29 protein-coding genes and 3 other annotated features are annotated in these 22,651 nt (G+C 34.6%); of the genes, 27 read left to right on the top strand and 2 right to left on the bottom strand.

Translation table 11 applies throughout. The annotated features are described in order from the left end of the window. The first annotated feature begins 5 nt into the window (after positions 1 to 5). The 14 genes from alaS to HMPREF2801_RS03765 all read left to right on the top strand — a co-directional run bounded on the left by alaS (position 6) and on the right by HMPREF2801_RS03765 (position 11,602). A complete protein-coding gene (alaS, locus tag HMPREF2801_RS03700; RefSeq protein ID WP_070610613.1) occupies positions 6 to 2,621 on the top strand; it encodes an alanine--tRNA ligase in 2,616 nt (871 codons plus the stop codon). Between the two features lie 47 nt (positions 2,622 to 2,668). Next, positions 2,669 to 2,923 (top strand): IreB family regulatory phosphoprotein, encoded by a 255-nt coding sequence (locus HMPREF2801_RS03705; protein ID WP_019125846.1) that lies wholly within the window; start codon positions 2,669 to 2,671, stop codon positions 2,921 to 2,923. A gap of 57 nt (positions 2,924 to 2,980) precedes the next feature. Continuing rightward, the gene (gene ruvX / locus HMPREF2801_RS03710; protein WP_070610614.1) at positions 2,981 to 3,397 is read left to right on the top strand and encodes a Holliday junction resolvase RuvX; all 417 of its coding nucleotides are present in this window, start codon (positions 2,981 to 2,983) and stop codon (positions 3,395 to 3,397) included. A gap of 8 nt (positions 3,398 to 3,405) precedes the next feature. Further along, positions 3,406 to 3,645 (top strand): DUF1292 domain-containing protein, encoded by a 240-nt coding sequence (locus tag HMPREF2801_RS03715; RefSeq protein ID WP_070610615.1) that lies wholly within the window; start codon positions 3,406 to 3,408, stop codon positions 3,643 to 3,645. Positions 3,646 to 3,653: 8 nt separating this feature from the next. After that, positions 3,654 to 4,112 carry a Fur family transcriptional regulator gene (locus HMPREF2801_RS03720; RefSeq protein ID WP_070610616.1) on the top strand — a complete coding sequence of 153 codons (459 nt, stop codon included), beginning with the start codon at positions 3,654 to 3,656 and terminating at the stop codon, positions 4,110 to 4,112. Next, positions 4,112 to 5,773, top strand: coding sequence for a ribonuclease J (locus tag HMPREF2801_RS03725; RefSeq protein WP_070610617.1), 1,662 nt, complete (start codon positions 4,112 to 4,114; stop codon positions 5,771 to 5,773). Before HMPREF2801_RS03720 ends, HMPREF2801_RS03725 begins: the two co-directional genes overlap by 1 nt. A 42-nt stretch (positions 5,774 to 5,815) precedes the next feature. Continuing rightward, positions 5,816 to 6,472: an O-methyltransferase gene (locus tag HMPREF2801_RS03730; RefSeq protein WP_070610618.1), complete on the top strand. Its 657-nt coding sequence runs from the start codon at positions 5,816 to 5,818 to the stop codon at positions 6,470 to 6,472. Beyond that, positions 6,459 to 7,688 carry a peptidase U32 family protein gene (locus HMPREF2801_RS03735; RefSeq protein WP_070610619.1) on the top strand — a complete coding sequence of 410 codons (1,230 nt, stop codon included), beginning with the start codon at positions 6,459 to 6,461 and terminating at the stop codon, positions 7,686 to 7,688. Before HMPREF2801_RS03730 ends, HMPREF2801_RS03735 begins: the two co-directional genes overlap by 14 nt. Then, positions 7,678 to 8,295, top strand: coding sequence for a uridine kinase (udk, locus tag HMPREF2801_RS03740; RefSeq protein WP_070610620.1), 618 nt, complete (start codon positions 7,678 to 7,680; stop codon positions 8,293 to 8,295). The genes HMPREF2801_RS03735 and udk overlap by 11 nt, the downstream gene beginning before the upstream one ends. A gap of 44 nt (positions 8,296 to 8,339) precedes the next feature. Next, positions 8,340 to 8,447, top strand: a sequence feature (ribosomal protein L20 leader region). After that, positions 8,401 to 8,988, top strand: coding sequence for a translation initiation factor IF-3 (gene infC / locus HMPREF2801_RS03745; RefSeq protein WP_245543905.1), 588 nt, complete (start codon positions 8,401 to 8,403; stop codon positions 8,986 to 8,988). Its footprint overlaps the feature before it by 47 nt. 11 nt (positions 8,989 to 8,999) lie before the next feature. Continuing rightward, positions 9,000 to 9,191 carry a 50S ribosomal protein L35 gene (rpmI, locus tag HMPREF2801_RS03750; protein WP_019107680.1) on the top strand — a complete coding sequence of 64 codons (192 nt, stop codon included), beginning with the start codon at positions 9,000 to 9,002 and terminating at the stop codon, positions 9,189 to 9,191. 12 nt (positions 9,192 to 9,203) lie between these two features. Then, positions 9,204 to 9,554 (top strand): 50S ribosomal protein L20, encoded by a 351-nt coding sequence (gene rplT / locus HMPREF2801_RS03755; RefSeq protein WP_070610621.1) that lies wholly within the window; start codon positions 9,204 to 9,206, stop codon positions 9,552 to 9,554. A 65-nt stretch (positions 9,555 to 9,619) separates the two neighbouring features. Continuing rightward, entirely contained in the window at positions 9,620 to 10,948 is a 1,329-nt protein-coding gene (locus HMPREF2801_RS03760; RefSeq protein WP_070610622.1) for a TrkH family potassium uptake protein, read from the top strand. Positions 10,949 to 10,951: 3 nt separating this feature from the next. Next, on the top strand, positions 10,952 to 11,602 hold the full coding sequence (locus HMPREF2801_RS03765; RefSeq protein WP_070610623.1) for a potassium channel family protein: 651 nt from the start codon (positions 10,952 to 10,954) through the stop codon (positions 11,600 to 11,602). A 48-nt stretch (positions 11,603 to 11,650) separates the two neighbouring features. On the opposite strand, the gene HMPREF2801_RS09295 is transcribed toward HMPREF2801_RS03765, so the two are convergent. Next, positions 11,651 to 11,824 carry a hypothetical protein gene (locus tag HMPREF2801_RS09295; RefSeq protein ID WP_168162836.1) on the bottom strand — a complete coding sequence of 58 codons (174 nt, stop codon included), beginning with the start codon at positions 11,822 to 11,824 and terminating at the stop codon, positions 11,651 to 11,653. Between the two features lie 125 nt (positions 11,825 to 11,949). On the opposite strand from HMPREF2801_RS09295, the gene HMPREF2801_RS03770 reads away from it, so the two are divergent. The 4 genes from HMPREF2801_RS03770 to HMPREF2801_RS03785 are packed head-to-tail and all read left to right on the top strand — an operon-like array spanning position 11,950 to position 15,083. Next, the gene (locus HMPREF2801_RS03770; protein ID WP_070610624.1) at positions 11,950 to 13,053 is read left to right on the top strand and encodes a DUF3048 domain-containing protein; all 1,104 of its coding nucleotides are present in this window, start codon (positions 11,950 to 11,952) and stop codon (positions 13,051 to 13,053) included. A gap of 49 nt (positions 13,054 to 13,102) precedes the next feature. Next, a complete protein-coding gene (locus HMPREF2801_RS03775) occupies positions 13,103 to 13,603 on the top strand; it encodes a DUF4342 domain-containing protein (protein WP_070610625.1) in 501 nt (166 codons plus the stop codon). Between the two features lie 47 nt (positions 13,604 to 13,650). Further along, a complete protein-coding gene (locus tag HMPREF2801_RS03780) occupies positions 13,651 to 14,397 on the top strand; it encodes a TrmH family RNA methyltransferase (protein ID WP_070610626.1) in 747 nt (248 codons plus the stop codon). After that, a complete protein-coding gene (locus HMPREF2801_RS03785; RefSeq protein WP_070610627.1) occupies positions 14,394 to 15,083 on the top strand; it encodes a DUF6873 family GME fold protein in 690 nt (229 codons plus the stop codon). Before HMPREF2801_RS03780 ends, HMPREF2801_RS03785 begins: the two co-directional genes overlap by 4 nt. Positions 15,084 to 15,094: 11 nt before the next feature. On the opposite strand, the gene HMPREF2801_RS03790 is transcribed toward HMPREF2801_RS03785, so the two are convergent. Continuing rightward, positions 15,095 to 15,433 (bottom strand): hypothetical protein, encoded by a 339-nt coding sequence (locus HMPREF2801_RS03790; RefSeq protein WP_070610628.1) that lies wholly within the window; start codon positions 15,431 to 15,433, stop codon positions 15,095 to 15,097. A gap of 159 nt (positions 15,434 to 15,592) precedes the next feature. Further along, positions 15,593 to 15,771, top strand: a binding site (T-box leader). Positions 15,772 to 15,816: 45 nt separating this feature from the next. On the opposite strand from HMPREF2801_RS03790, the gene thrS reads away from it, so the two are divergent. From thrS to HMPREF2801_RS03835, 9 genes are all read left to right on the top strand, one after another. Continuing rightward, positions 15,817 to 17,727: a threonine--tRNA ligase gene (thrS, locus tag HMPREF2801_RS03795; protein WP_210394458.1), complete on the top strand. Its 1,911-nt coding sequence runs from the start codon at positions 15,817 to 15,819 to the stop codon at positions 17,725 to 17,727. A 135-nt stretch (positions 17,728 to 17,862) separates the two neighbouring features. Further along, positions 17,863 to 17,931, top strand: a sequence feature (ribosomal protein L21 leader region). 10 nt (positions 17,932 to 17,941) lie between these two features. Further along, a complete protein-coding gene (gene rplU, locus HMPREF2801_RS03800) occupies positions 17,942 to 18,247 on the top strand; it encodes a 50S ribosomal protein L21 (protein WP_019125826.1) in 306 nt (101 codons plus the stop codon). Further along, the gene (locus HMPREF2801_RS03805) at positions 18,247 to 18,576 is read left to right on the top strand and encodes a ribosomal-processing cysteine protease Prp (RefSeq protein WP_070610630.1); all 330 of its coding nucleotides are present in this window, start codon (positions 18,247 to 18,249) and stop codon (positions 18,574 to 18,576) included. Before rplU ends, HMPREF2801_RS03805 begins: the two co-directional genes overlap by 1 nt. A 1-nt stretch (position 18,577) precedes the next feature. Then, positions 18,578 to 18,877, top strand: coding sequence for a 50S ribosomal protein L27 (rpmA, locus tag HMPREF2801_RS03810; RefSeq protein WP_019125824.1), 300 nt, complete (start codon positions 18,578 to 18,580; stop codon positions 18,875 to 18,877). Between the two features lie 148 nt (positions 18,878 to 19,025). Beyond that, on the top strand, positions 19,026 to 20,294 hold the full coding sequence (gene obgE, locus HMPREF2801_RS03815; protein WP_070610631.1) for a GTPase ObgE: 1,269 nt from the start codon (positions 19,026 to 19,028) through the stop codon (positions 20,292 to 20,294). Between the two features lie 19 nt (positions 20,295 to 20,313). Beyond that, a complete protein-coding gene (gene yhbY, locus HMPREF2801_RS03820) occupies positions 20,314 to 20,604 on the top strand; it encodes a ribosome assembly RNA-binding protein YhbY (RefSeq protein ID WP_019125822.1) in 291 nt (96 codons plus the stop codon). Then, positions 20,601 to 21,209 (top strand): nicotinate-nucleotide adenylyltransferase, encoded by a 609-nt coding sequence (gene nadD / locus HMPREF2801_RS03825; protein ID WP_070610632.1) that lies wholly within the window; start codon positions 20,601 to 20,603, stop codon positions 21,207 to 21,209. The genes yhbY and nadD overlap by 4 nt, the downstream gene beginning before the upstream one ends. Next, positions 21,199 to 21,771: a bis(5'-nucleosyl)-tetraphosphatase (symmetrical) YqeK gene (gene yqeK, locus HMPREF2801_RS03830; protein ID WP_070610633.1), complete on the top strand. Its 573-nt coding sequence runs from the start codon at positions 21,199 to 21,201 to the stop codon at positions 21,769 to 21,771. The genes nadD and yqeK overlap by 11 nt, the downstream gene beginning before the upstream one ends. Beyond that, complete coding sequence (locus tag HMPREF2801_RS03835) at positions 21,768 to 22,646, top strand: LCP family protein (RefSeq protein WP_070610634.1); 879 nt, start codon at positions 21,768 to 21,770, stop codon at positions 22,644 to 22,646. Before yqeK ends, HMPREF2801_RS03835 begins: the two co-directional genes overlap by 4 nt. Positions 22,647 to 22,651 lie beyond the last annotated feature (5 nt).

Here is a 22,651-nt window from a genome sequence, read left to right on the forward strand (position 1 = left end):
TGTATATGAAATATTTAGGTTTACACGATATAAGAACTGAATTTTTAAAATTTTTTGAATCAAAGGATCATTTAATACTACCAAGTTTTTCACTAATTCCAAAAAATGACAAATCATTACTTTTAATTGGAGCTGGTATGGCGCCAATGAAAAAATTCTTCACTGGAGAAGAAATTCCACCTGCAAAGAGAGTTACTACTTGCCAAAAATGTATTAGAACTGGCGACATAGACAATGTAGGTTTAACAGATAGACACGCAACATTTTTTGAAATGCTTGGCAATTTTTCCTTTGGAGATTATTTCAAGCACGAAGTAATACCTTGGGCTTGGGAATTTTTGACAGTTAATCTTGAAATTCCAAAGGAAGATCTTTGGGTTACAGTTTATAAAGATGACGACGAAGCCTACAACATTTGGAAAGATGTAATAGGAATACCTGAAGAAAAAATAATTAGACTTGGTAAAGATGATAACTTCTGGGAGCTTGAAGTTGGTCCATCTGGTCCTTGTTCAGAAATTTATGTAGATAGAGGTCTTGAATACGGATCAGCTGACGAAAGACCTGGTGGAGAAGGCGACAGATTTATCGAAGTTTGGAACTTAGTTTTCACTCAATTTGATAAGGACGAAGAAGGAAACTACAATCCACTTTCACATCCAAATATTGATACAGGAATGGGACTTGAAAGAATTGCCACAGTTCTACAAAGGACTGACAATATTTTTGAAATTGACGCAATCAAGGACATTATCGGCGAAATTGCAAAAATTTCAGGTAAAAAATATGGAGAAGACAAAAAGGCAGACATCTCCTTTAGAGTTATAACAGACCACATTAGGGCTATGACTTTTATGATTTCTGACACAATTGTGCCTTCAAATGAAGGTAGAGGCTATGTCCTAAGAAGACTTATAAGAAGAGCAGCAAGACATGGAAGAAAACTTGGCATAGAGAGAGCCTTCCTTTATGAAATTGCAGACATGGTAATGGACTCTTGGGGAGATCAATACAAGGAACTAAAGGAAAATAGAAAGTCCATTAAGGAAATAATCAGAAGAGAAGAAGAAAAATTCTTAGAAACTATTGATGATGGTCTTGTAAGACTTAATGCCAACATCGAAGAAATGAAGGCAAGTGGTGAAAAGCTACTTGATGGCAAAAAAGCTTTCAAACTTTACGACACTTACGGCTTCCCAATTGACTTGACAGAAGAAATCTTAAAAGAAGAAGGTTTCGATGTTGACATGGCAGGCTTTGAAGCTGAAATGGAAGATCAAAAGAGAAGAGCTAGAGAAGCAAGAGAGGACAAGAACATTGGCTGGGCTAACCAAGACAACAAGCACCTATTTGAAGGTCTTTCTAACGAGTTCTTGGGCTACGAAAAAAATGAGTGTCAGGGAAATATTATAAGAATAATTTCTGATGAGGACGAAATTGTGGACTCCATAAATGAGGGTGAAAGAGGCATTGTCATCTTAGACAAGACTACTTTCTACGGCGAAAGCGGTGGACAAGTAGGCGATACTGGAGAAATTATTTCTGATAAATTTAAGTTAAAAGTTACAGACACTAAAAAGACTAAGGATGGACTTCACCTTCACCTTGTAGAAGTTGAAGAAGGAAAGCTAGAAAAAGCTTCTGTCAAGGCTATTATAGATGTAGGAAGAAGAAATAATATAAGACGAAACCACTCTGTAACCCACCTACTTCACAGAGCCCTTAAAGATGTTTTAGGTAATCATGTAAACCAAGCTGGATCACTAGTAATGCCAGACAGAATGAGATTTGACTTCTCACACTTTGAAGCAATGTCTAAAGAAGAAATTGAAGAAGTTGAAAAAATTGTAAATGAAAAGATTTTTGAAGGTCTTCCAGTTGAAACTAAGCTTACAAACTTAAATGAAGCAAAGGAAATGGGAGCTATTGGTTTATTTGAAGACAAGTATCATGACGAAGTTAGAGTTCTTTCTATGGGAGATTACTCACGTGAACTTTGCGGTGGTACTCATGTTTCCAACACTTCTGAAATTTCCATGTTTAAAATCCTATCTGAAAGTGGTATAAGTAACGGTATTAGAAGAATTGAAGCTATTACTGGTCCTGCTGTTTTGAAATATTTAAATGAACTTAAGGATGAACAAGAAGAAATAGCTAGGGAACTAAAGTCTAATAAAGAAGAAATTTTACAAAAGATAAAATTAAATATTAAGAGCCTAAAGGAAGCAAATAAAGAAATTGAAAAACTTGAACACGACATGGCTAAGGATCAAATTTCTGGTATTTTGGATGCAGTTAAAAATAAAAATGGCATAAATTATGTCATCAAAAAATTTGAGGGAGTAGATGTAAATACTCTTCGTGACTTGGCTGATGAAGTGAGAAATAAAGTTGGTTCAGTTGTTGTTTTATTTGCAACAGTAAATGAAGGCAAACTTAACTTTGTATGTGCAGTTTCAAGAGACTTAGTTGAAAAGAAAATTGCCGCAGGCAAAATTATAAAAGAAATCGCAAAAGTTGCTGGCGGTGGCGGCGGCGGAAGGCCTGACATGGCAACTGCTGGTGCCAAGGACATAAATAAAGTAGAGGAAGCTCTAAACAAGCTAAGCGAGCTTTTATAATATTATCAAAATAGATATTTTATGATATAATCTATTTGGAGGTAATTATGGATCAAAACAATAATACACAAATTTTTGAAAAAAGCAGTTTGGAACAAGAGAGAATTAAGAGTGTTTTAAAGGTTGTTTATAATGCTCTAGAAGAAAAGGGTTATAATCCTTCTGACCAAATTATTGGATATATATTATCAGGCGATCCCACATATATTACAAGCCATGATAATGCAAGATCCATGATACAAGAAGTAGAGCGTGATGAGCTTTTACAAGAGATGTTAAAAGTTTATTTAGAAAAGATTTGAGATGGCTAGACCATCTCTTTTACATATTATATATGTACCTGTAAAGGTTGTGGTTATATGAATAGAGTTCTAGGCCTTGATGTTGGCGATGTATGGATTGGAGTAGCTATATCAGATGCTTTAATGCTTACAGCCCAACCTCTTGTGACAATTAAGAGAGAGTCAAATAAGATAGCCTATGATAAAATTCATGACATAATAAAAGAAAATAATGTAGAAAAAATAGTGGTAGGTCTTCCAAAGAACATGAACAATACTATTGGGCCACAAAGTGAAAAGGTCATGAAGTTCGCAGAAAAATTGAAGAATAAATTTAATGTTGAAATTGAGTATGTTGACGAGAGAATGACAACTTTAATGGCAGAACAAGTTTTAATAGAGGGTTCTGTTCGCAGAGAAAATAGAAAAAAATATATAGATAAAATTGCAGCCACATACATTCTGCAATCCTATCTGGATAGATTTAATTTATAGGTGATAAAATGGATAAAATAAAATTATATGATGAAGATGGCGTTGAAGTTGAATTTTTTGTTGACGCAAAATTTTCAATTGATGACACAGACTATGTTGCACTCTATACAGATGAAGAAGAGCCAGAAATCTATATATTAAAAGTGATAGAAGATGAAAATGGTGATGAGCTTTTTGCTGGCATCGATGACGATGAACTTGAAGAAGCAAAAAAAGCCTATGAAGAACTTTTAGACGAATTAGAATAGGTGATATTATGGATATAAATATTGATCCTGTTAAGAAAATCTTAAAAGACAAGGGTTACAAATACACAAAACAAAGAGCTAAGGTTTACGAAATCTTTTTGGACAATAAGGATAAACACATGACTACTGAAGAAGTTTTTAATTTAGTTGCAAAGAAAGATCCTGAAATGGGTATTGCAACTATTTATAGGACTGTCCAATTATTTCACAAGCTTGGCGTATTAGATCAAATTGTATTTGACGACAACATTGTAAGATATGAACTTAGAGTCCCAAGTGAAGGTCATAGACACCATCATCTTGTCTGCATAAATTGCGGAAAAGTCGAAGAAGTTGATATCGACAATTTAAATGAACTAGAAGCCGAAATTGAAAAAGAAAAGAATTTTAAGATAGTTGACCACACTCTAAAATTTATGGGTTATTGCGAAGACTGCCGCCACAAATTTGAGGAGAAGGCAAATTAATGAAAAATACTAATAAAGTGAAGATAATTCCACTGGGAGGACTTCACGAGATTGGAAAAAATCTTACAGTTATAGAATACAGAGATGATATTATTATTATCGACTGTGGTATGACTTTCCCAGAAGACGAAATGCTTGGTATTGATGTTGTAATACCAGATGTGACTTATTTGGAAAATAATAAGCATAAGATTAGAGGACTTGTATTAACTCATGGTCACGAGGACCATATTGGTGCCATTCCCTATGTTTTAAGAAAGTTAGACTTAGACATTTATGGAACTGGACTTACTATTGGACTTTTGGAAAATAAATTAAAGGAACACAGACTTTCTAAGGACAAGCTCCATGTAGTTAATGCTGGAGATGTAGTGAAGCTTGGCAAAATGGAAGTTGAGTGGATAAATGTAAACCACTCCATACCCGATGCCTGTGCCCTTGCCATAAAGACACCTCTTGGATATATTTATCATTCAGGAGACTTTAAGGTAGACTTTACACCAATTAGTGGCAAGCCAATTAACCTAACTAGAATTGCAGAAATAGGCGAAAAGGGTGTTATTGCCATGATTGGTGAATCTACAAACGTCCTTAGACCAGGCTATACAATGAGTGAATCTAAAGTTGGGGAAACCTTTAATAGACTTTTCCAAAACTTGCAAGACAACAGAATTATAATTGCAACTTTTGCATCAAATGTGCATAGAGTTCAACAAATTATAAACTCTGCAGAAAAATATGGCAGAAAAGTTGTCTTATCTGGCAGGTCTATGGTAAATGTTACTGAAACTGCAAGAAGGCTGGGACAATTTAGGGTTAAGAAAGACACCTTTGTAGACATAAGAGATATGGATAAGTATGACGACAGCGAAATTGTGTTAATCACAACAGGTTCACAAGGTGAGCCAATGTCTGCCCTTACTAGAATTGCCTATGGAGAACACAGAAAGATTCAGCTAACTCCAAATGATGCTATAATTCTTTCAGCAACTCCAATTCCTGGCAACGAAAATGCAGTTACAAAGGTTATAAATAGACTTCTTGAGAGAGGGGCAAAGGTAATTTATGAAACTCTTTCAGAAATTCACGTTTCAGGTCACGCTTGCCAAGAAGAGTTAAAATTAATTTTAAGCTTAGTTAAGCCAAAATATTTTATTCCTGCTCACGGCGAAGTTAGACACTTGATGAAACACGCTAAGATTGCCACTCAAATGGGAATGCCAGAAGAGAATATTTTCATTATGGAAAATGGAAACTGCCTTGAAATTTCACAAAAAGAGGCAAAGCTCGTTGGCGATGTTCCTTCAGGAAATATTTTAGTTGATGGACTTGGCGTTGGCGATGTAGGAAATATTGTATTAAGAGACAGAAGACATCTTTCTGAAGATGGACTTATTATAGTTGTAATAACTATTACAAAAGAAGGAAAAGTTGTATCAGGACCTGATATAATTTCAAGAGGATTTGTCTATGTAAGAGAGTCTGAAGATTTAATCGAAGACGCAAAAAATGTTGTTAGAAAAATCTTAAATGATGACTCAAGAGACAATTTAAAGGACTGGAATGGACTCAAGTCTGACATCAGAGACAATTTGAGATCTTATATTTTCAAAAACACAAAGAGAAATCCTATGATTTTGCCAATTATTATGGAAGTTTAGGACATTTAGGGAATCTATTAGGTTCCCTTTTTTAGAGGAATTATGCCAAATATAAATTACGATTATATAGAAAATTATTTGAGAAATTTAAAAGAAATTGACGATGAGAAACTAAGAGAGATGAATGATTTTGCAGAGGAAAATCATGTGCCCATAATCGAAAGGGAAAGCGAAGAATTTATTAATTTTTTGATTTCAATGCAAAAGCCAAAAAAAGTTCTGGAACTGGGCACAGCCATTGGTTACTCGTCCATTTCCTTTGCTAAGAGAAATAAGTGCATAGAAAAAATCGACAGTGTGGAATTAAAGCATGAAATGGCAGAAATTGCCAGGAAAAATATTTCCGATGTAGGCTTAGAAAATATTATTTCTGTTCACGAAAGTGATGCCTATGATTTTTTGGAGGACTTAGAAGAGTCCTACGACTTAATTTTTATTGACGCTGCAAAGGGTCAATACGAAAAATATTTTGACTCTGGGCTTAAAAATTTAAATGAAAAGGGACTTATAATCTGTGACAATGTTCTATTTAAGGGCATGATTGCAGAGGACTCCCTAGTTAAGAGAAGAAAAATAACTATTGTAAAAAGACTTAGAAAATTTTTAAAGGACATTTCAGAAGACGAGAGATTTATCTCTTCTGTCGTTCCCATTGGAGATGGAGTCCTTTTAGTTAGGAGAAAAGATGAAGAAGATTGAACTTTTAGCACCAGCTGGTGATATTAATAAATTAAAGACTGCAGTGGAGTATGGTGCCGATGCAGTTTATCTTGGAGGAGAAAGCTTTGGACTTAGAAAGGCATCAAAGAATTTTTCCCTTGAAGATATAAAGTGGGCAGCAGACTATTTGCACGAGAGGGGAAAAACCCTTCATGTAACTTTAAATATTATCCCTCACGATAAGGACATGATGGGAGTAGAAGATTATATCAAAAAACTTTATGATATTGGAGTGGATGCCCTAATAGTTGCAGACCCAGGCATGTTTATGAAGGTAAAGGAAGTGGCACCAGATTTTCCAATTCACATTTCAACTCAAGGCTCAGTTACAAATGCCGAAACAGTAAAATTCTGGCAAAAACTTGGGGCAGAAAGAGTTGTAATGGCAAGGGAATTAAGTTTAAAGGAAGTTTCTGATATAATAAAGGAAGTTGGAGATTCCATTGATATTGAAACCTTTGCTCACGGTGCCATGTGCATGTCCTACTCAGGGAGATGCCTTTTGTCAAATTATATGACGGGAAGAGATGCCAACATGGGCGACTGCGCACAACCTTGCAGGTATAAGTACCACTTAGTTGAAGAAAAGAGGCCTGGGGAATATTTTCCAATTGAAGAACATGACGAGGGCACTTTTATCATGAACTCCAAGGATCTATGTATGATTGAGCACATTGACGACTTAATCGAGGCAGGCATAGCCAGCTTAAAAATCGAAGGCAGAGTAAAAAGTGAATATTATCTTGCAACTGTTATTAGGTCTTACAGAATGGCAATTGATGCTTACTATGCTGACAGGGAAAATTATAAGTACGACCCCTATCTTTTGGAAGAAATAAAAAAAGTTAGCCACAGAGATTTTACTACGGGATTCTTTTATGGAAAGGCCAATGAAAATTCACAAGTTTATGAAGACAACTCCTACATCAGGGGTTATGACTTTGTGGGAATTGTCCTTGATTATGACAAGGACTCAAAGATTGCAACTATTGAGCAAAGAAATAGGGTCTTTGTTGGCGATGAAATAGAAATTTTTGGCCCTGGCATCAAACACTTCGACTACAAAATAGAAAGGATGTTAGATGACAAGGACAAGGAAATTGAAGTTGCAAACAAGGCAAAGCAAATTTTTAAGATAAAAATAGATAAGCCTATTGAAAAAGGATTTATTTTGAGGAGAGAAAATGAAGACTAAAGCCTGCATTATTGGTATATGTGGTGGAAGCGGTAGTGGAAAAAGCACTGTCACAAAAAAATTAATTGAGCTTATAGGTAAAGATAATGTGTCTGTAATTGAGCAAGATTCTTATTACAAGGACCAGTCAAATCTAGCCTTTGAGGAGAGAGTAAAAACTAACTACGACCATCCTCTTGCCTTTGACAACAACCTCTTATTTGAGCATTTAGAGATGTTAAAGGAAGGCAAGGAAATTGAAAAGCCAATCTATGACTTTTCCCTTCACAACAGAAAAAAGGAAAAGGATATAGTTTATCCAAAGCCAATTATAATTTTGGAAGGCATCTTAATTTTTAATGAGGTAAATTTAATTGACATCATGGACATAAAAGTATTTGTGGACACAGATGCCGATGTGAGAATTATTAGGAGAATTAAAAGGGATATGCAAGAGAGGGGAAGGTCTCTTGACTCAGTTATTGACCAATACATGGCAACAGTAAGACCATCTCACCTTCAGTTTGTTGAGCCTTCAAAGAGGTATGCCGATATAATTATTCCTGAAGGCGGCGAAAATGAAGTGGCAATTGATCTTTTATACCAAAAAATTAAATCTTTAGTATAAAAAACATTTGACAAGACAAAAACTATGTGTTATCATATCATCTGTTATTAAAGAAGAAGTCCGCTTCTCACCTAATGGCAGGGTCATTTAGGTTGTTTTAAAATTATGATGAATTTGCGGGCATCTTTGGGTGCCTGCTTTTTTAATTTACGGAGGTGCTTAGAAATTAAAGAACTTCAAATCAATGAAGAGATAAGGGAAAAGGAAGTCAGATTAGTAGATGATGAAGGCAATCAATTAGGCGTTGTGCCTAAGATGCAAGCCATCGATTTGGCCATATCTAAAAAACTGGACTTAGTCAATGTTGCGCCAAACGCAAAACCACCAGTATGTCGTATAATGGACTATGGTAAATACAGATACGAACAAGAGAAGAAAGAAAAAGAAGCTAAGAAAAAACAAAAGGTAATCAATATTAAGGAACTTAGATTAACTCCTAATATTGAAGATCATGACTTAAATACTAAAGCCAATAGAGCTATTGATTTCTTAAAAAATGGTGACAGAGTTAAGGTTTCAGTTAGATTTAGAGGTAGAGAGATGGGTCACACTGATCTTGGACGAGATGTTCTCGACAAGTTTTATGATTTAATTTCTGAGTATGGAGTTGTGGACAAAAAACCTAAAATGGAAGGAAGAAGTCTTGTGATGTTCCTTTCAGAGAGAAAAGACAAAGATAAGTCTGATAATTAAGGAGGATTTTTATGGCAAAAATGAAAACTCACAGAGCTTCCGCCAAGAGATTTAAGAGAACTGGTTCTGGAAAGCTTAGAAGATTTTATGCTTATAAAGGACATTTAACTGGTAAGAAAACTGCTAAGAGACTAAGAAAACTTAGAAAGGGCAGTTTAGTTTCTAAAGGTGATCAAAAGAGAATTGATCACATGATCCCTTAATAGGAGGTAAAGATGGCTAGAGTAAAAAGAGGCGTTAACGCTAAAAAAAGACATAATAATATCCTAAAACAAGCTAAGGGATATTTTGGTGCAAAATCAAAATTATATAGAACTGCTAACCAAGCTGTTATGAAATCTCTAAACTACTCATATATTGGTAGAAAACAAAGAAAAAGAGATTTTAGAAAACTTTGGATAACAAGAATTAATGCTGCTGCTAGACTTAATGGCATGAGCTATTCAAAATTCATTAGTGGTCTAAAGAAAGCTAATGTTAATATTAACAGAAAGATGCTTTCTGAAATGGCAATTAATGACCCAGCTGGTTTTGCAAAATTAGTTGAGATTGCAAAAGAAAATTAATTTTATGCTCCCTTTAGGGAGCTTTTTTTGTATAATGAATATATAAAAAATTTTTTGAGGGTATTATGATTAGAAAATTAAAAAAGAATCCACCTCTTATAGTATGCCTTTCTTTTTTTGCACTGATTTTCTTGGGAGCCTGTCTATTAGACCTTCCCATAGCTAGTGCAAATGGCGAGAGAATTGGATTTTTAAATGCATTCTTCACATCTACATCTGCATCCTGTGTAACGGGACTTATTGTCGCCAACACTGCCACTCAGTGGACTGTCTTTGGCAAAGTCGTTATAATTATTTTAATTCAAATTGGGGGTCTGGGCACAATGGTATTTTTGTCCCTTGTTGCCATGGCACTTAACAAGAGAATAGGAATTACTGAGAGAAGAATTATAAAGGAACAAACAAGTGCAGATACCAGCAAGGGCATCATTAGACTTGTAATTTATATTATTAAATTTTCTTTGACTGTAGAACTTATTGGGGCAATTTTACTTTCCACAAAATTTATCCCAGACTTTGGTCTAGAAAAAGGAATTTTATATTCTCTATTTCATTCTGTTTCTGCTTTTTGTAATGCAGGCTTTGACATCATAGGCAATTCTCTAACGGATTATGTGTCTGATTTTACTGTCAACATGACAATTTCTATTTTAATAATTTTTGGCGGTTTAGGTTTCACAGTTTTTATTGACATATATAGAAAGAGGAGATTTAAAAATTTAAGCCTTCACTCAAAAGTTGTAATATCTATTACAGCAATACTTATTTTTGTTGGCACAATTTCTTTTTTCTTAATTGAGCATAATGGTATTGCCATGAAAGGCTTGACCCTAAAGGGAAAAATTTTATCTTCCTTCTTTATGTCTGTCACATCGAGAACAGCTGGCTTTAATACAATTGACATAGGAAAGATGCAAGAAGGTTCTGTAATTGTAACTATAATGCTAATGTTTATTGGTGCCTCTCCAGCATCAACTGGTGGAGGAATTAAGACTACAACTTTTGGAGTTTTATTATCATCAACAATTTCTGTTTTAAGGGGAAATAAAGAGACAGAAATATTTCACAAGACCATACCTTATGAAACTCTTATAAAATCTCTTTGTATTTTCACCTTGGGCTCTTTCTTAGTAATATTTTCATCTCTTTGGATTACACTTATTGAGCAGGGAAAGTTTTTATATTTAGATATTTTATACGAAATTGTTTCAGCCTTTGGAACAGTTGGTATTAGTAGAGGAATCACTGCAGATTTAAGTTCTCTTTCAAAAATAATTTTAATTGTCTTAATGTATCTTGGAAGAGTGGGAGCAGCAACTTTAGGTGTGGGAATTTTAGATAATCACAGAAAGAAACACACGAAATATTCTGAAGGAAAAATAATAGTGGGGTAATTTATGAAGACATTTATTGTATTTGGCTGTGGTAGATTTGGTTCTACTGTTGCCACAAGATTATATGATTTAAAGAATGATGTTGTAATTGTAGATTATGACGAAGAAAAAATTGATGCAATTTCAGAAAATGTCACTGAAGCAATTATATGTGACCTTGAAGATGAAAAGGCAATGACAGAGCTTGCACTAAAAAATTTTGATGTTGCAGTAATTGCCATTGGTGAAAATTTGCAAGCTGCTATTATGGCAGTCCTAGCATCTAAGGAAGCAGGAATAGAAAAAGTTATTGCCAAGGCACCTAATTATAGGTTTGGAAAAATTTTGTTAAAATGTGGAGCAGATAAAATTATTTTTCCAGAAAGAGATATGGGTTATAGACTTGCAAATAATTTATCCAATGATTATTTACTAGACGCCAACGAAATTTCTAAGGGCTATACTATTTATGATTTTAAAGCTGTTCCAAAAATGCATGGAAAAGAAATAAAGGATTTAAAACTTAGAGAAGAATATAATTTTAATGTCTTAATGATAAAGAGAAGTGGAGAAAATTTTGTAAATCCTCTTGCTTCTTTTAAAATCAAAGAAGAGGACATCTTAACAGTTTTGGGGTCAGACAAGGACATAAAAAGATTTACTGAAGATAATTAAAATAGAAAGACTAGTTTTTTGTGACTAGTCTTTTTTTTTAACAAATTTTTAGAAAAATTTTTTTAAGTATAATTCATATAAAAGCAGAAGCCAAGCTATAAGGTTAAAGACATAGGAAAGCCTTCCTCTAAGTTTTTCGTCCTTAACTATTTTTGTGTATTTAGTTAAAAAGTATCCAAACAAAGCAGTAAAAAAGACAATAATTTCAAGATATTTATTCATAAAGTCACTACCTTTTTATTTTATCACAAGAAAAAAATTTTTAAAATTAATCCTTTGTTTACATATTGACCTTTATAAACTACAATTAAGTTAATACATAAAAGAAATCAGAAAGAGGAGAGACAATGAAAAAATTAAAAAAACTTTTACTTATGACTTTAGTGGCGACTTCACTAATTGCCTGCAACAAAAACACAGACACAGCTAATGCACCTAAGGAAGAAGAAAAAAAAGAACCAGAAAAAATAGTTTACTACACACCGCTTACTCATGAAGAAAGAGATAATGAAGAACAAGCCAAGAAAAAGATTTTTGCAGTAATGCTTGATAACCACGACGATGCAAGACCTCAAGCACAAATTTCTAAGGCTGATATAATTTATGAGTACAGAGTTGAAGGCGAGTTTACAAGATACATGGCACTCTTCCAAAGTAATTTCCCAGAAAATGTTGGACCAGTTCGTTCTGCAAGACCTTACTTTGTGCAAACTGCCAAGGAATACAATGCAATTTATGCTCACTGGGGTGGCTCTGAAGCAGGACTTGCTGAAGTTAGAAATAGACACGTAGTTGATCTTGATGGCATTGCCCTTGAAGGAATAGTCTTCCACAGAAATAAAGATGTTGGCAAGCGCGCACCCCACAATGGATATATTTCCCTTCCTGAACTTGAAAATTATTTAGTTGAGAAAAAGGGCGTAGATGTAAATGACAACACTGTATCACTAAATTTTTATGACGAGATAGCAGAAATTGAAGGCATAGATGTTAAGGAAATTACCCTTAACTTTAACCAAAATTATAAGACTAATTTTATCTACGACGAGGCAAGTGGAAAATATAAGTACATCCGTCAAGGAGAGCCGGTAATCGATGAAGCCACAGGCGAAGAATTTTCTACAGACAACCTTGTAGTTCTCTTCCAAAAGGGAGTTGTCGCTGGACCTAAGGGAACCTTAAAAATGGCAAACATAGGAAGTGGTACAGGACTTCTTCTTCAAAAGGGAAAACTTGCTCCAATAACTTGGGAAAAGGCAAATGAAGATGCAAGGACTATCTTAAAGTATCCTGATGGGACTGAAGTTAAATTTTATCCAGGCAGAACTTTCTTCTCAATAGTTGATGAAGAGAAGGATGCAGTTTACCAAGTTCCACAAGCTGAAGGTCAAGAAGGCCAAGATTCTTCTGCAAATACTAATGCAAAGGCAGAAGACCAAGCTGAGAAATAATAATTTTTAAAATATTTTTCTTGGGTAAATATAAGCACGAGGTGATATTATGATTAATATGACAAAAATTGACTATGTTATTAATACTACTGGAGCATCCTATGAAATTGTCAGAAAGGCACTACTTGATAGCGATGGCGATGTTGATGACGCTATAAAATTTATCAATGAAGGAAGATACGAAGAGGCAGCTGAGGCTTCAAAGGTGTTCGAAAGCGAAGAGGAAAAAGAATCCTACGAAAGTCGTGAAGGTAAAACAGGCAGAGAATATGTTGACGAAGTTATAAATTATCTTGACGAAATTGTTGACGCAATAAAGGAAATTTGGAGAAAGGGCAACGCAAGCAGACTTCTTGTTGAAAAAGAAAATGAAACAGTTTTATCTCTTTCCCTAACGACATCTGCCATTGGAATGATTTTGGCGCTTCCTGCATCACTTATTGGACTTTCTGCAGCCTATGTTTATGACTACTCCTTTAAAATAATTATGGAAAATGGCGAAGTCATTGATGTCAAAGAATATTTAAAAGACAAAAGTAAATTCAAATAAAAAGTGAAGAGCCCTGCGGGGCTTTTTTCTTTAAGGCGAGGAGCAAAATGATAATCACAAGTAAAAACAATGAGACCTATAAATTTTTAAAGAGTTTAAAGGAAAAAAAATACAGGCAAGAGCATGGACTTTTTATGGTGGAAAAGCCCCTGGTAATGGAAGAGGCAAGAGACTTTAGACCCAAATATATTGCCCTAAGCGAGTCTTCCTTTAAGGAAAATAAATTCCCTGACATAAGAAAAAGAGTGAAGGAAGAAGACTTATTTATTTTTTCAGACAATATTTTCAAAAATCTTTGCGATGCAGTGACTTCACCTGGCATAATCGCCTACTACAGTGAGGTCCACAGAAAGTTTCATGAAGAGTCTGGGAAATTTTTGTACTTAGATGATATAAGAGAGCCGGGAAATCTTGGAGGAATGATAAGATCTGCTGATGCCTTTGGTCTTGATGGACTAATTATTTCGCCAAACTCCTGCGATTTATACAATCCAAAGACAGTTAGATCTTCCATGTCATCAATTTTTAGGGTCCCAATTTATTTTATGAGCCGGGAAGATTTGGTGAATTTAGATTTTAATATTATTGCAACTTCACTTAACAACTCAAGATCCACAAGGGACTATAAATTTAAGGACAAGGACATTGTCGTAATAGGCAACGAGGCAAAGGGAGTATCCGAATTTTTGATGTCCCATGCCAAGGGTTTTTTAAATATTCCAATCTCAGAGAATGTTGACTCCTTAAATGCCAATGTTGCAGCATCAATAATAATTTACGAGATGATGAAATGAAATATGTAATTGTGGCAGAAAACTTTCCAGAAGACTCTGCCGAAAAATTAAAAGCTTATGGAGAAGTAGTGAGGACTCGTGCCAACAAAAACCTTTTAAAGGGGCTTGACACTCATCCAGATATTTTAGTACACCCACTTCCAAGTGGAGAGCTTGTTGTGGACAGAGATAATTTTGAATACTACAAAAAAATTTTTCCAGACAAAAAGATCCTTCCATCACATTCAAGTTTGTCAAAAAAGTATCCAAAAGATGTGCCCCTGAATGCCTTCACTTTTAAAAATTATTTCATCCACAACCTAAAATTTACAGATCAAGTTCTCTTAGATTATTACAAAAATTCTGGCTATGAGATGAAAAACATTAAGCAGGGCTATGGCAAGTGCTCCTCCCTTGTGACAGAGGACTTTATCATTACAAGTGACGGCGGAATTTATGAAAGCCTAAGGGATTTTATACCAATTTATAAGATAAATCATGGGGAGATTAAACTTCAAAACTTTAACTATGGTTTTATAGGTGGGGCAAGTGGAGCCTTGGGCAAAAAAATATTCTTCACAGGAGATTTTTCTCATCACTCCTCCTATGAAGAAATTTTAAAAATTATAAAAAAATATGATTATGAAATTGAAATTTTATCCAAAGACCCAATAGAAGATTATGGCTCAATATTTTTTATAGGATAATTTAACTCCTCTTAAGGATTTTTTTTATTGTACTTAATTAAGTAAAGGGAGAAAAAAAGTCCAATCACAAAGAAAATTATTGAAGTGAAAGAGTAATCCACAACTTTGGAAAAATATAATATGAAAAAGTTGTTGTAGATAATTGGAATAAGCAAAATATAGAAAAAGTAAAAATTTTTATTTTTGTAGATAAGGGGCAGTGAAATTAAAATAGGCAAGGCAAGGGAACTTAGACCATGAAAATTTAAAAATGCAAAAAAACCATAAAGATTTTCTTCAAGAACAGGAAGAATTGGTATAGAACCCATAAGGATAGTCAAAATAAAAAGATATTTTAGCTTGTTTTTCATATTTGCCTCCAAATAATTTTTCTTCATAAATTATATCAAAAATAGAAAAATTTTGTTTTAAAAACTTTACAGAGGGTAATAAATGTTAGTAAGTTGAGAGAGAATTTCTCTTTACTCTTGAATTTTTAAAGATTATATGTTAATATAAGAGCAATTTTAAAAATGGCTTTGATAAGAAGAGTAAATTATATAAAATTTTTAGAGAGGAAACGGCTGGTGCAAGTTTCCAATTTTATATTTTTGAAAACTAACTTGGAGCCCCATAGCAAACTATGGCGTATGGATGCGTTAAATCCCTCGAGTTTAATTAAGGTGGAACCACGGTCATCGTCCTTTGGGATGATGACTTTTTTTATTTTATTTTTTAATTTTAGGAGGATATGATGATAATTAAATACCCAGACGGATCACAAAAGGAATATGAAAGTGGCGTAAAGGTAAAAGAAATTACTGGAGATATCTCCCAAGGACTTCTTAGAGATTCCCTTGGAGCTGTTGTCAATGGAGAAATTTTAGGACTTGACGATGAAGTTTATGAAGATGCTCACTTCAAAGTTGTAAAATTCGATGACATTGAAGGAAAGAAAATTTTATGGCACACTGCATCTCACTTAATGGCTTATGCAATTAAGGAACTTTATCCAGAAGCAAAATTTGCCATTGGACCTGCAACTGAAACAGGCTTCTACTATGACCTAGACCTTGAACACAGATTTGTAGATGAAGACCTAAAGGCAATTGAAGACAAAATGAAGGAACTTGCTAAAAAAGATCTTCCAGTAGAAAAAATTGAAGTTTCAAGAGAAGAAGCAATAAAGTATTTCAAGGAAAAAAATCAAGATTACAAGGTTGAACTAATTGAAGACCTTCCAGAAGATGAAAAGATCACTATGTATAAGATTGGCGACTTCACTGACCTTTGCAAGGGACCACATCTTCTTTCAACTAAAAAAGTTAAGGCAATAAAACTTCTTTCAATAGCTGGTGCTTATTGGAGAGGCGACTCAAATAACAAAATGCTACAAAGAATTTATGGTATTGCCTTTGAAAAACAAAAACAATTAGATGAATACATTGAAAGACGTGAAGAAGCTGAAAAGAGAGACCACAGAAAACTTGGAAAAGAGCTTGACCTCTTTAGCATGCACGAAGAAGGACCTGGCTTCCCATTCTTCCATCCAAATGGAATGATTTTGAGAAACACTCTACTTGACTGGTGGAGAGGAGTTCTAAATGAAAATGGTTATGGAGAAATCTTAACTCCAATTATCTTAAACGAAGCTTTGTGGCACAGATCAGGACACTGGGATCACTACAAGGACAATATGTATTTCACAAAAATTGACGACGGAGATTATGCAGTAAAACCAATGAACTGCCCAGGCTCAATTTTAGTTTACAATTCAAACAATCACTCTTATAGAGACCTTCCAATTAGACTTGCTGAATACGGAATTGTTCACAGACACGAACTTTCTGGAGCCCTACACGGACTATTTAGGGTAAGAACATTTACTCAAGACGATGCCCATGTTTACTGCCTATTCTCACAAGTTAAAGACGAAGTATTTAAGATGATTGACCTTGCTGATTACCTATACAGCACTTTTGGCTTTAAATATACAATTGAACTTTCAACAAGACCAGATGACTTCATGGGCGACATCGAATCATGGAACTTGGCTGAAAAGTCACTTAAGGAAGCCCTAGAAGAAAAGAAACTTCCATACACAATTAACGAAGGCGACGGAGCTTTCTATGGTCCTAAGATTGACTTCCACCTAGAAGATGCCATTGGAAGAACTTGGCAATGTGGTACAATCCAACTTGACTTCCAACTTCCAGAAAACTTTGACTTAACTTATGTTGATGAAGATGGAGAAAGAAAGAGACCAGTTATGCTTCACAGAGCCCTACTTGGTTCAGTTGAAAGATTTATGGGTATCCTAATCGAACACTTTGCAGGTAAATTCCCACTATGGTTATCTCCAGTACAAGTTGAAGTTATCCCTGTATCTGACAAATTTAAAGATTTTGCAGAAAAAATTGCAGACAAACTTCACGCTGAAGGACTTAGAGTTCACCTTGATGGTCGTACAGAAAAAGTTGGCTACAAGATTAGAGAAGCACAAGTCAAGAAGATCAACTACATGCTAGTAATTGGTGAAAAAGAAGAAACTTCTGGCAAACTTTCTGTTAGAAAGAGAAATGGCGAAGAAATCGATGGCGTTGATGTAGATGAATTTATTGCATCACTTAAAGAAGAAATCAAAAATATGACAATAACTGACTAATTTTTAATTTTTCAGTTGAAAATCTTATTAAATAAAGATAAAATCTAAGCAGGTGAAAGCCTGCTTATTTTTTATGAGGATTTGTCTAAAAATAGCAAATAATTTCTTTACAAAGCCAAGTCCTTGTGATAAAATACATTGATGTAACCGCACAGAATAGGTTTAAAAACATAGGTGCCTATAATGGCGAGTCTTGTAATGAGGAGGTGCTACAATGTACGCAATTATTGAAACAGGCGGAAAACAATATGTTGTTGAAGCTGGTGACAAAATTAAAGTTGAAAAATTAGATGTTAAAGAAGGCGACAAGGTAACTTTTGACAAAGTTCTTTTTGTTTCAGGTGATGAGCCTAAAGTTGGTGCTCCATTTGTTGATGGCGCAAAAGTAGAAGCTAAGGTATTGGCACAAGGTAAGAACAAAAAAGTTGTTGTTTACAAATACAAATCTAAGAAAAACGAAAGAAAGAAAAACGGACACCGTCAACCATACACTTTAGTTGAAATTTCAGGTATTAACTAATGACTAGTATTGACCTTTACAAAAAGGGCGATTATTACTGTGGATTTAAGTCTTGTGGTCATGCAGAGGGCGAATTTGATAAAATTGTCTGCTCCAGCATTTCTACTCTCACTCAAACTCTTTATTTTACACTGATAAATAAACTTGGAGTTTGTGAAAGTGAAATTAAAGACACACAGGGCGACGGATTATTGAAAATAGAAATTTTAAATAGTGATATTTTTAAAAGAAAAGATATTCAAACTTGTTTTGAATTTATGATAATGGGAATTGAGCTTATCGATGAGGCTTACCCAGAATATTTGACACTAAAGATCGTGGAGGTGTAAAATGATTAAATTTGATTTATTGCTTTTTTCTTCAAAAAAGGGAGCAGGTTCTTCTAAGAACGGTCGTGATTCAAACTCAAAGAGACTTGGAGTTAAAAGAGGCGACGGTCAATTTGTTCTAGCAGGCAACATCTTAGTTAGACAAAGAGGAACAAAAATCCATCCAGGCGAAAATGTTATGAAGGGTTCTGATGACACTTTATTTGCTACGGCTGATGGTATTGTGAGATTCACAACTAAGGGCAAGGGCGGAAAGAAATTCGCCAATGTTTACGAAGAAGAAAAAGTTGAATTAGCATAAAGATGAAGCAAGGGAAACCTTGCTTTTATTTTTTTCTTTGTAAAATCTAAAATTTCACCAAGATTTTACATATTTGACATAAGGTTCAAGTTTTCACTACAATTCAGTGTTAATTCTATGATATAATTTTAGAAAATGCGAGGTTAAAATGTTTATAGATATAGCAAAAATAAAATTAAAAGCCGGAAAAGGTGGAGATGGCGCTGTCGCTTGGAGACGAGAAAAGTTTGAACCAGCTGGTGGACCTGCTGGAGGCGACGGTGGAAGAGGCGGAAGCGTAATTGTAATGACGGACTCTGGACTTCACACCTTGATGGATTTTAGATATAAAAGAGAATACAAGGCCGAAAATGGACAAAACGGCATGAGTAAATTAAAATTTGGAAGAGATGGCGAGGACATAATCTTAAAAGTTCCCGTTGGAACTCTAATTAGAGATGCAAATACCAAGGGCGTCATCTACGACTTAAAGGAAAATAATATGGCTGTCACTGTATGTAAGGGTGGCAAGGGTGGCCTTGGCAATGCAAGATTTAAGACATCAACTAGACAAGCACCGGCCTTTGCCCAAGCAGGCAATGTTGGCGAAGAAAGGGAAGTAATTTTAGAATTAAAACTTCTCGCTGATGTTGGACTTGTTGGTTTTCCAAATGTAGGCAAGTCAACCCTACTTTCCATAGTGACATCTGCCACTCCAAAGATTGCAAACTATCACTTCACAACCCTTTCTCCAAACCTTGGAGTTGTAAGAATTGATGAAGGTGAATCCTTTGTAATTGCAGACATACCTGGTCTTATTGAAGGGGCATCTGAAGGAATTGGACTTGGAGACGAGTTCTTAAAGCATGTTGAGAGAACTGGAATTTTAATCCATGTCCTTGACATTTCTGGCTCTGAATACAGGGACCCTCTTGAGGACTTTTATAAGATCAACGAAGAACTTGTGAGATACAATGAAAAGTTAGGCGAAAAGAAGCAAATTATTTTTGCCAACAAAATGGATATGCCAGGTGCCCAAGAAAATCTAAAAAAATTGGAAGAAGAACTTGGCGACAAATACGACATTATAGCAGGTTCTTGTGCAACTACAAAAAATTTGGACAAATTAATGAAGCTAACATATAATAAGCTAAAAGAAGTAGATTATAGTGACTACAAGACCTACGATGAAGAGCATGTGGAAGAAGTTACAAGAGAAGAAGGCATAAAAGTATTTAAAGATAATGGCGAATACTTTGTTGAAGGACCTTATATTGACAAACTCCTTCGCTCCACAAATTTTGACGATTACGACTCACTTAAATATTTCCAAGAAAATCTTAGAAAAAATAAAGTTGTTGAAAAGTTGGAAGAACTTGGGGCAGAAGATGGATGCTCTGTATTTATCGGCGGATACGAATTTGAATTTTTTGAATAAATAATAGATAGGAGAAAGAATGTTAAGAGGAAAAGAAAGATCATATTTAAAGAGTCTTGCTCACAATATGGATCCCCTTATCCAACTTGGAAAAGATGGCATCAATGAAGGCTTTTTAAATCAAATAGATAAACTTTTAGAGGATCATGAACTTGTAAAGATAAAAGTTTTGCAAAATGCACCAGTAGAAGTTGATGAAATTGTTGACGAAATATTAGAAAAAACTGGGGCGGAATTTGTGCAAAAAATTGGCAAGAAACTTACAATTTATAGAGAATCTAAGGAAAACAAAAAAATAGAATTGCCATGAAAAAATATGGAATTTTTGGAGGAACTTTTAACCCCATTCACTACGGTCATCTCATGATTTGTGAATATTTAAAGGAAGAGTTAGGTCTAGACAAAATTATCTTTATACCAACGGGCAATCCTCCTCACAAGGACCTTGATGTTTCGGCAGAGGACAGGTATGACATGGTAAGGCTCGCCATAGAGTCAAATCCAAATTTTGAAATCTCTGACATAGAAACCAAGAGGGTAAAATTATCCTACACTGTTGATACAGTTAGAGAACTAAAAAAAATTTATAAAGAAGAAAAATTATTTTTCTTAATAGGTCTAGACACACTTTTTCAACTTAAGACTTGGAAAAAAATAGAAGAGCTTTCAAAGGAAATTGAATTTGTTGTGGCACTGAGACCAAAATATATAGACATCGAAGAAATAAATAGAGAATTAAAATTTTTGCGAGAAAATTATGGGACTAGTGTGGAAATTATTCACACACCCCTCTACGAAATTTCTTCAACTGAACTTAGAGATAGAATTAGAGATGAAAAATCTGTTAGATATTTAATTCCAGAAGAAGTTGTGAATTATATTAAGGAAAGCGGGTTTTATAAAAATGACCTATGATTTAAAAAAGTATGAGAATGAAATTCGCGAGAGAATTGGCGAAAAGAGATTTCTTCACACAATAAGGGTAAAAGACACAGCCATAAAGCTTGCAAAGATTCACGATGTAGATGTGGAAAAGGCAGAAATTGCTGGTTTCTTACACGATTGTGCAAAAATAAGAGATAAGAAAGATTTAATTAAAAAAGCCAAGGATAATAATCTCCTCCTAACTAAGGAGATGATAAACGCTCCGCAAATCATTCACTCTTATCTTGGCGCCCTATTTGCAAGGGAATTTTATGGCATTGATGATGAGGACATTTTAAATGCCATTACTTATCACACAACTGGCAGAGCCAATATGTCTGATCTTGAAAAAATAATTTTCTTGGCAGATTATATTGAGCCCTTGAGAAATTTTGACGGCGTAGAAAGGGCAAGGGAACTTGCCAATAAAGACTTAGACGCTGCCATGTATTTCGCACTAAATAACACCCTAAAATTTTTAGTTGAGCGTGACTCCTACATTGTCCCGACCACAGTTTTAGCTAGAAATTTTTATAAGGAGATGAATATTTGAAAACTTTTTTTAAAGCTTTTATAACGACAATAATAGTCGTACTGGTCTTGGCACTAGCAGGCGTGGCAGGATACTTTTATTTTATAGGAAATGAAGACGACGGCAAGCTAGACCAAGATGGAGAAGATCTTCAGTTTTTAATGCTTGGAGTGGACTCTCTCGACTCAAAAAAAGCAGATAATGCCAGGTCAGATACAATTATGGTAGTAAATGTAGATGGCAAGAGCAAAAAGGTAAATATAATTTCAATCCCAAGGGACACTTACACAAAGATCAATGGTTACAAAAAGACAAAAATCAACCACTCCTTTAAGTATGGAGGAAGTGAGCTAACTCTTGACACTGTAAATAACCTTCTTGGCACAGATATAAAATATTATGTCACAGTGGACTACAGATTTGTAGAAGATGTAGTAGATAAAATTGGCGGAGTCACAGTTGATGTACCCATGGACATGAAGTATGAAGACCCAACAGCAGACCCACCTCTAAAGATTGACATAAGAGAGGGGACACAAACACTTAATGGCTACGATGCCATTGGATTTTTAAGATTTAGAAAGGGTTACAAGGACGCAGACCTTGGAAGAGTTAAAGCACAGCAACAATTTATGGCATCACTTTTATCTAAGATTAAGGAGCCAAAGACTTTATTAAAGGCACCCTTCCTCATAGGCTCTTATGTAAACTACTCTGAAAACAATATTCCAGTAAAAAAACTTATTAAGGTGGCAGCCAATATGCGCAGCATAGGCACAGAGGACATAACAACAAATACACTTCCAGGCACACCAAAATATATGGGAGGAGTATCATACTTCGTGCCAAACGAAAATAAAATACAAGTAATGCTTGTTGAATATAATTTTAAATAGGAGGC

It is taken from the genome of Peptoniphilus sp. HMSC062D09 (assembly GCF_001811425.1).
Lineage (GTDB): Bacteria > Bacillota > Clostridia > Tissierellales > Peptoniphilaceae > Peptoniphilus_A.

Excerpts from the sequence above, each read along its gene's own strand:
- alaS (WP_070610613.1), top strand. The coding sequence starts at position 6 with ATGAAATATTTAGGTTTACACGATATAAGAACTGAATTTTTAAAATTT.
- HMPREF2801_RS03705 (WP_019125846.1), top strand. The coding sequence starts at position 2,669 with ATGGATCAAAACAATAATACACAAATTTTTGAAAAAAGCAGTTTGGAA.
- ruvX (WP_070610614.1), top strand. The coding sequence starts at position 2,981 with ATGAATAGAGTTCTAGGCCTTGATGTTGGCGATGTATGGATTGGAGTA.
- HMPREF2801_RS03715 (WP_070610615.1), top strand. The coding sequence starts at position 3,406 with ATGGATAAAATAAAATTATATGATGAAGATGGCGTTGAAGTTGAATTT.
- HMPREF2801_RS03720 (WP_070610616.1), top strand. The coding sequence starts at position 3,654 with ATGGATATAAATATTGATCCTGTTAAGAAAATCTTAAAAGACAAGGGT.
- HMPREF2801_RS03725 (WP_070610617.1), top strand. The coding sequence starts at position 4,112 with ATGAAAAATACTAATAAAGTGAAGATAATTCCACTGGGAGGACTTCAC.
- HMPREF2801_RS03730 (WP_070610618.1), top strand. The coding sequence starts at position 5,816 with ATGCCAAATATAAATTACGATTATATAGAAAATTATTTGAGAAATTTA.
- HMPREF2801_RS03735 (WP_070610619.1), top strand. The coding sequence starts at position 6,459 with ATGAAGAAGATTGAACTTTTAGCACCAGCTGGTGATATTAATAAATTA.
- udk (WP_070610620.1), top strand. The coding sequence starts at position 7,678 with ATGAAGACTAAAGCCTGCATTATTGGTATATGTGGTGGAAGCGGTAGT.
- infC (WP_245543905.1), top strand. The coding sequence starts at position 8,401 with ATGATGAATTTGCGGGCATCTTTGGGTGCCTGCTTTTTTAATTTACGG.
- rpmI (WP_019107680.1), top strand. The coding sequence starts at position 9,000 with ATGGCAAAAATGAAAACTCACAGAGCTTCCGCCAAGAGATTTAAGAGA.
- rplT (WP_070610621.1), top strand. The coding sequence starts at position 9,204 with ATGGCTAGAGTAAAAAGAGGCGTTAACGCTAAAAAAAGACATAATAAT.
- HMPREF2801_RS03760 (WP_070610622.1), top strand. The coding sequence starts at position 9,620 with ATGATTAGAAAATTAAAAAAGAATCCACCTCTTATAGTATGCCTTTCT.
- HMPREF2801_RS03765 (WP_070610623.1), top strand. The coding sequence starts at position 10,952 with ATGAAGACATTTATTGTATTTGGCTGTGGTAGATTTGGTTCTACTGTT.
- HMPREF2801_RS09295 (WP_168162836.1), bottom strand. The coding sequence starts at position 11,824 with ATGAATAAATATCTTGAAATTATTGTCTTTTTTACTGCTTTGTTTGGA.
- HMPREF2801_RS03770 (WP_070610624.1), top strand. The coding sequence starts at position 11,950 with ATGAAAAAATTAAAAAAACTTTTACTTATGACTTTAGTGGCGACTTCA.
- HMPREF2801_RS03775 (WP_070610625.1), top strand. The coding sequence starts at position 13,103 with ATGATTAATATGACAAAAATTGACTATGTTATTAATACTACTGGAGCA.
- HMPREF2801_RS03780 (WP_070610626.1), top strand. The coding sequence starts at position 13,651 with ATGATAATCACAAGTAAAAACAATGAGACCTATAAATTTTTAAAGAGT.
- HMPREF2801_RS03785 (WP_070610627.1), top strand. The coding sequence starts at position 14,394 with ATGAAATATGTAATTGTGGCAGAAAACTTTCCAGAAGACTCTGCCGAA.
- HMPREF2801_RS03790 (WP_070610628.1), bottom strand. The coding sequence starts at position 15,433 with ATGAAAAACAAGCTAAAATATCTTTTTATTTTGACTATCCTTATGGGT.
- thrS (WP_210394458.1), top strand. The coding sequence starts at position 15,817 with ATGATAATTAAATACCCAGACGGATCACAAAAGGAATATGAAAGTGGC.
- rplU (WP_019125826.1), top strand. The coding sequence starts at position 17,942 with ATGTACGCAATTATTGAAACAGGCGGAAAACAATATGTTGTTGAAGCT.
- HMPREF2801_RS03805 (WP_070610630.1), top strand. The coding sequence starts at position 18,247 with ATGACTAGTATTGACCTTTACAAAAAGGGCGATTATTACTGTGGATTT.
- rpmA (WP_019125824.1), top strand. The coding sequence starts at position 18,578 with ATGATTAAATTTGATTTATTGCTTTTTTCTTCAAAAAAGGGAGCAGGT.
- obgE (WP_070610631.1), top strand. The coding sequence starts at position 19,026 with ATGTTTATAGATATAGCAAAAATAAAATTAAAAGCCGGAAAAGGTGGA.
- yhbY (WP_019125822.1), top strand. The coding sequence starts at position 20,314 with ATGTTAAGAGGAAAAGAAAGATCATATTTAAAGAGTCTTGCTCACAAT.
- nadD (WP_070610632.1), top strand. The coding sequence starts at position 20,601 with ATGAAAAAATATGGAATTTTTGGAGGAACTTTTAACCCCATTCACTAC.
- yqeK (WP_070610633.1), top strand. The coding sequence starts at position 21,199 with ATGACCTATGATTTAAAAAAGTATGAGAATGAAATTCGCGAGAGAATT.